Source organism: Seonamhaeicola marinus (assembly GCF_008085455.1).
The window spans coordinates 1-282 of sequence record NZ_VSDQ01000663.1 but is presented as its reverse complement, the minus strand read 5'-3'; the positions used below and the strand labels follow the sequence as shown (position 1 = coordinate 282).

At 34.4% G+C, this 282-nt stretch carries 1 protein-coding gene; it reads right to left on the bottom strand.

Features of this window, described 5'->3' with window-relative positions:
* Window positions 1–282: protein-L-isoaspartate O-methyltransferase family protein (locus tag FUA24_RS11075; RefSeq protein WP_187388259.1), on the bottom strand; the 282-nt coding region annotated here is incomplete at both ends.

Here is a 282-nt window from a genome sequence, read left to right as displayed (position 1 = left end):
TTCTTCAGGCAAGCCTTTATAACCATCACCAAAAATTAATTTTTTAGCTCTATACCCTAATTTTGGTAAAAACTTACTAGTTATTTTAAAAAGTTCATTTTGTCTTTCAATACTATAAACCTTGGCACCCAACTCACACAACACAGCAGTTTGGTAGCCACAACCTGTACCAATTTCTAAAATTTTATCGCCATTATTAACTTGTAATAATTCGGTTTGAAACGCAACCGTGTATGGCTGAGAAATAGTTTGATCTGCCGCAATAGGAAACGCCTTATCTTG